The organism is Synergistaceae bacterium (genome assembly GCA_012521675.1).
Taxonomy (GTDB): Bacteria; Synergistota; Synergistia; order Synergistales; family Aminobacteriaceae; genus JAAYLU01.
On record JAAYLU010000086.1, the window covers coordinates 1 to 5,133 of the forward strand.

Below are 5,133 nucleotides of genomic sequence, written 5' to 3' on the forward strand. Positions count from 1 at the left end.
CTTCCTCCTTCTGCATTGAGATATAAAGGGGAGCATACTACCCCTTTACCTTGAGCGCCCCGACCGAGGCCTTAAGGGCCTCCTCAAGACGCGCCGTCATCGTGTCCATCTCCTCTCCAGTTACGGTGAGCGGAGGCGCAAAGAGGAACTGGTCCCCCGCCACCCCTCCGATCTGCCCGGTGCCCGGATAGATCACGAGTCCGCGCTTCATGCACTCCTCGGTGACGACCGCCGCCGCCTTCATCGCAGGCGGGAACGGGGACTTGCTCTCCTTGTCCGAGACAAGCTCTATCCCCCGCATCATGCCAAGGCCGCGCACCTCTCCGACTATCGGGATCTCCTCCAGGGAGGGTATCCTCTCCTCGAACCTCCTGCCCATTGCCACGGCGTTTTCAAAGACGTTGTTCTTCTTCATGTACCTGATGGTCGCTGTCACGGCCGCCGCTGTAACCGGGTTGCCGTTGTATGTGAAGCCGTGCTGGAAAGCTCCGCTTCCGTCCCTGATCCTCTCCGCGATCCCCTTTCTGACGATCATCGCGCCCACCGGAGCGTACCCTCCGGACAGAGCCTTGGCGGAGCAGATGATGTCCGGGACCACGTCCCAGTGCTGGGTGCAGAAGGGCTTTCCCGCCCTCCCCATGCCGCTCATGATCTCGTCGGCCACCAGCAGCACATCGTACTTCGTGCAGATCTCGCGCACTATCGGCCAGTACTCCTTCGGTGGATTCAGAGCGCCCACGGTGGAGCCGACCACAGGCTCCGCGAAAAAGGCCGCGACCGACTCGGCCCCTATGCGCAGGATCTCGTCCTCCAATGAGTGAGCGCAGGCGACGCCGCACTCCGGATACTTAAGGTTGAACGGACAACGGTAGCAGTAGTGAGCCTGGATCTTCGGCGCCTCGAGGAACAGCGGAGCGAATATACGCCTCCTGCCCATGTTCCCGGCGAGCCCCATCGTGCCGGTGGTGCCCCCGTGGTAGGAGTTCCAGCGGGCGACCATCCTGAACTTGCCCGACCCGGGCCCGTCGCGCTCCACGAAGTACTGGCGCGCCATCTTCATCGCGGACTCGATCGCCTCGCTTCCCCCGCTGACGAACCATACGTAGTCGAGGTCTCCCTGGGTCAACGACGCGACCTCGGCGGCCGCCTCGACCGAGACTTTGTTGTTCCACCTTGATGGATGAGCGAACTCCATGGTCAGAAGCTGCTCGTGGATGGCGTCGGCCACCTCCTTCACTCCGTGCCCTATATTCGACAGCAGAGCTCCGCAACAGCCATCCATGTAGGCGTCGCCCTTCTCGTCGTACAGATAAACCCCCTCTCCTCGCACGGCAGTCCTGAGTTTTCCCTTGAAGTTCCTAGGTATCAGATGTCCCAGATCCACTTGGCGCCAACTCCTTTCACCGCTCGTTTGAAATACCGGCTCTATACTCTTGTTTCACCGGCGCTTTCTGCTGAATGTAGACCTCCTCCTCCTCCCAACGCTTCTCCAACATCGACAGCTTTCGGGTGACGTCGTCCCCCAGACGCTGAGCGACACTGAGAATCAGGCAGTTCAACACGCTCATGGGCGCGGCGAACGAATCGATAAAAGAAACCGGCCGGTACGGTACCGCCACCGTGTACTTGGACCTGACCGCCAGCGGACTCGCCATGTCGTCCGTAATGGACGCGGTGGTCAGGCCGAGCTTCGACGCCGTCTCGAGGACTTTCACGGTCCACGCGGAATAGCGGGGAAAGCTTATCCCCAGGACGAGACCGTCGCGGGGCGAGTTCAACAGCATCTCAAAGGGCATATCCGGGCTGATGCTCTTCACGTTCGGCAAGATCCAGGACAGGTAGAACTGGAGGTAGTATGAGAGAGAGTACGAGCTTCTGTAACCTGCCAGGTAGACCGCCCCCGCGGAGGCTATCGCCTCTCCCAGCCTCTTGACGTCCTCGAAGGAGACGGACGAAAGGGCCATGTCGATCGTACCCATGTCCTTGTGCAGGGCCCGTTCGAAGTAGTCCTGCTCCTGCGATGCGCCGTACTCCCTTATCCTCTCCAGGGTCGACAGCCTGTCGAGCAGCAGGCCGCTCATGGCGCCTCGGAGCTGGTGATAGCCGGAGAACCCCAGCAGGTGAGCAAGACGAATGACAGTCGTCTCGCTGACGCCCACCATCTTCCCAAGCTGGGACGCCGTCAAAAATGCGGCGTCGTATGGGTTTTCGATGATATAGCCGGCGACCATCCTTTGTCCCGGAGTCATCTGTCGTAATTTCGAAGCGATCAATCCTTTGAGCATAGGCCCTCCTTGAAGGATATAATGCACTACCAATCGAGATATGAAGTATTTCCTTCACGGATAATAATTGAAGTACTTCCCTTTGTCAAATATCGCCGAGCGTTAAATTTTTTACAAAAGAACGGGGCCCCGCGGAGTTGTCCGCAGGGCCCCTTGCATCCCTTTGTCTATTACCGGGTCTGATAATGAGCTAAGATAAGGTTGATCAGCTCCTGTTTTTTAATTCGTCCTGGAAACGAAATCCCGCTGCTACTGGCAAATTCTTTCAGCGCCGGCACGGTCGCCGCGCTCAGATTCTCCTGGTCGTACGGACCATCCTTGTTGAACTCGCGCTTGGCCGCCCTCTTCCGTGACGCCGGCTTCGCGGATGCGACAGAGGACTCTATCGAGTCCCGGGTCTTGCGCAGGGCCTCCTCCAGCTGCTCCAAGGTCGCGCACTTCGCCACCGCCCTCTCGATCGACGTCAACCTGGAGGCAATCTCTTCGAACGCAGACTCATCAAGTCCCCCCGCGGAGTCGCTCTCCATCCTGCTTTTCGTCTCTGTCGAGCGCAGGATGGTCAGCTGTCGCTCCACCACCCCGGCCGACTCCGGCTCTATGATGTAGGAATTGACCATCTCACCCGCCCTCGGGTCCTTCTCCCTGGCCCTCACGGCAGCCCAGTACTCCAAGCGCCGGCCCACCACCTCGTAGGTCATCGGGCCGGACGGAAGAAGCACCAGCGGTTTCACCAACCCGCCGCTCCTGAGGATCGAGTCCGCCAGCCTCTCGACTACCTCCGGGTCGAACTCCGACCTCGCACCGGCGCATCTTATGCTCTTCACATCCACCAAAAAGTGTCTCACTGTCAAACTCCCGCCTTTTCCAGGACTTCGTCCGCAAGCATCTGGAAGTCAACGGCGGCCTGCTTGGCCGACGGGGAGACCTCCTCCTTGCAGAAATCAAAGATCGACTTCGGGTCCGGTATGTCCATCTCCTCCTGCCTCTTGGTGCGGCTGAGCGCCGTTGCCAACGGCATTCTCTCGAAAATCACGCTGTCCATGAGGGAGAAGCCGTACCTCTCCACGACCGACTGCTTCTGCCTCGGAAGGGTGAACTTGATGAACTGGTGGTTTGTGGATATCTTCGACGGCAGAACGCCGAAAACACCAAGCGGTTCTCGGTGGATCGTCCATCTGAACTCGTTCACGTCTCGGACAAACTGTTCGACATTGGTCAGCCCCTGGTTGGCGAAGGGCCTCAGATCGGACGGTATGATCAGGTAATCCGCCGTGGCCAGGGCGATCTCCGCGTAGAGGTCCCTGGAAGGGGGCGCGTCGATTATGACGAAATCGTAATCGTCCCGAACGTTGTCGAGCTTGGTCATGAGGCGAGACCTGCAGGCGGAGATCTGGGTGAGCTTGTACTGGTGGTTGGTTAGGTCTATATGCGAGGGGATCACGTCTATCTCCGGGGTGTTGAACGAACTCGACTCGCGGACCACGTCCGGGATGAAGTCGAAGTCCCCCGAGCCAAGGATATGGTAGACGTACTTGTCGATGATGTCGTCCTCCTCCTCGAACTGGAACTTGAGCAGCCCCACCGCGAAGGTGGCGTTGGACTGGGCGTCCATGTCCACCAGCAGCACACGAAGGCCCCTGTTCCTGAGGGCGGCCGCGAGGTTGACCGATATGGTCGTCTTGCCGACTCCCCCCTTGTTGTGGTAGACGGCGATGATCTTCATCCCGCCCCCCTCCCGCTCTGGCCCGGGAATCACGGTCGCGTCGCTCGACGCCTCCGGGGGCTCGTCACTCCCCTGCAGGGTTCCCGCCGGCTCGGGCACCGGCTCTGGTTCAGACATCGGCTCGTCGTTAGCGGGCGCCTTTTCAGGTTCGCCCTCATCCTGATCCGCCGAGTCTTCGGCCGAAAGCGTGTCCGTCTCGACTTTGCTCGCCGCTGCAAGGCCGAGGAGCGTCCTCAGCTCCTCGGTCCTCGAGGGGATCTCTTCCTCGGTGCATTGAAAGGATAGCTCTATCCCCCCTCCGGGGGCCCTCTCGTACACCCTCAGCTCAAGACCGTTCGTAAGAAGGCCGCTTCTGGCCTTCAGATAATCGATGTAGCGCCCGAGCTTTCGCAGCGAATCACTCTTGAAGCCCACGGGCGCTACGGCCACCACGACCGTTCCGTCCCTGTCGCGCCGAGTCGACCGCATCATGAAAAGCCCCCGCAAGAACATCTCGATGTCCAGTTGAAAATCCGCGATCCTCGCCCTTCCCGGCCCCTTCCCCTCCGGGACGTCCAGCTGCGGAAGCAGCGTGCTTTTGACGAACTTCGACAGCACATCCTTCTTTCTTCGGTATACCTTCGTCCGAACGGCCAACCATATCTCCTCCCAAGGCGAAAAAACGTCCGTCAAAATCACTGCGGCCAAGGTTTCATCCATAGGCCCGACAGTGCGTCCCTCATTATCGCGCCCGCTCAGGAACGGCGAAGGATCCACCGCCCTCCTGCAATTATAACTTAAAGAGCCGCACATACATTCCGCGGACAAGCGACGAGGACTCACCTCTGTAATCCCGAGGAGCAGCGCAGTTTCTTGTCATCACGGGCACAGAAAAAAGAAGCCCCTTCTCCGGAGCTTCTTTTCTAGATCATCTCGGTACGCTGATTGACGAAAAAAGTATGGTGGGCCTACCTGGACTCGAACTGCCGCCGTGGACCGTTCGTGTGACCGCTATAACGCCCTTCATTTATATTCTGTTGTACGGTCCTTTGTACGGTCGTGGATCAACTCGCGTCCGCTGCATCGCCATCGGTGTCTTGCGACGGCTTGCGCGCATTTTGGCCGATAGAGAGCGCGGCTATGTGC

At 59.4% G+C, this 5,133-nt stretch carries 4 protein-coding genes; all 4 read right to left on the reverse strand.

Annotated elements, in window-relative coordinates:
• Window positions 1–37: 37 nt before the first annotated feature.
• A complete protein-coding gene (locus GX181_08160) occupies window positions 38–1,384 on the reverse strand; it encodes an aspartate aminotransferase family protein (GenBank protein ID NLM71914.1) in 1,347 nt (448 codons plus the stop codon).
• A 16-nt stretch (window positions 1,385–1,400) separates the two neighbouring features.
• Window positions 1,401–2,249: a MurR/RpiR family transcriptional regulator gene (locus GX181_08165; GenBank protein ID NLM71915.1), complete on the reverse strand. Its 849-nt coding sequence runs from the start codon at window positions 2,247–2,249 to the stop codon at window positions 1,401–1,403.
• A gap of 206 nt (window positions 2,250–2,455) precedes the next feature.
• Entirely contained in the window at window positions 2,456–3,130 is a 675-nt protein-coding gene (locus GX181_08170) for a hypothetical protein (protein NLM71916.1), read from the reverse strand.
• 2 nt (window positions 3,131–3,132) lie between these two features.
• Window positions 3,133–4,644: an AAA family ATPase gene (locus GX181_08175; GenBank protein ID NLM71917.1), complete on the reverse strand. Its 1,512-nt coding sequence runs from the start codon at window positions 4,642–4,644 to the stop codon at window positions 3,133–3,135.
• Window positions 4,645–5,133: the final 489 nt, after the last annotated feature.

What these genes read in the sequence shown, in the direction of transcription:
- GX181_08165 (NLM71915.1), bottom strand. Translation starts at nt 2,249, where the DNA reads ATGACTCCGGGACAAAGGATGGTCGCCGGCTATATCATCGAAAACCCA.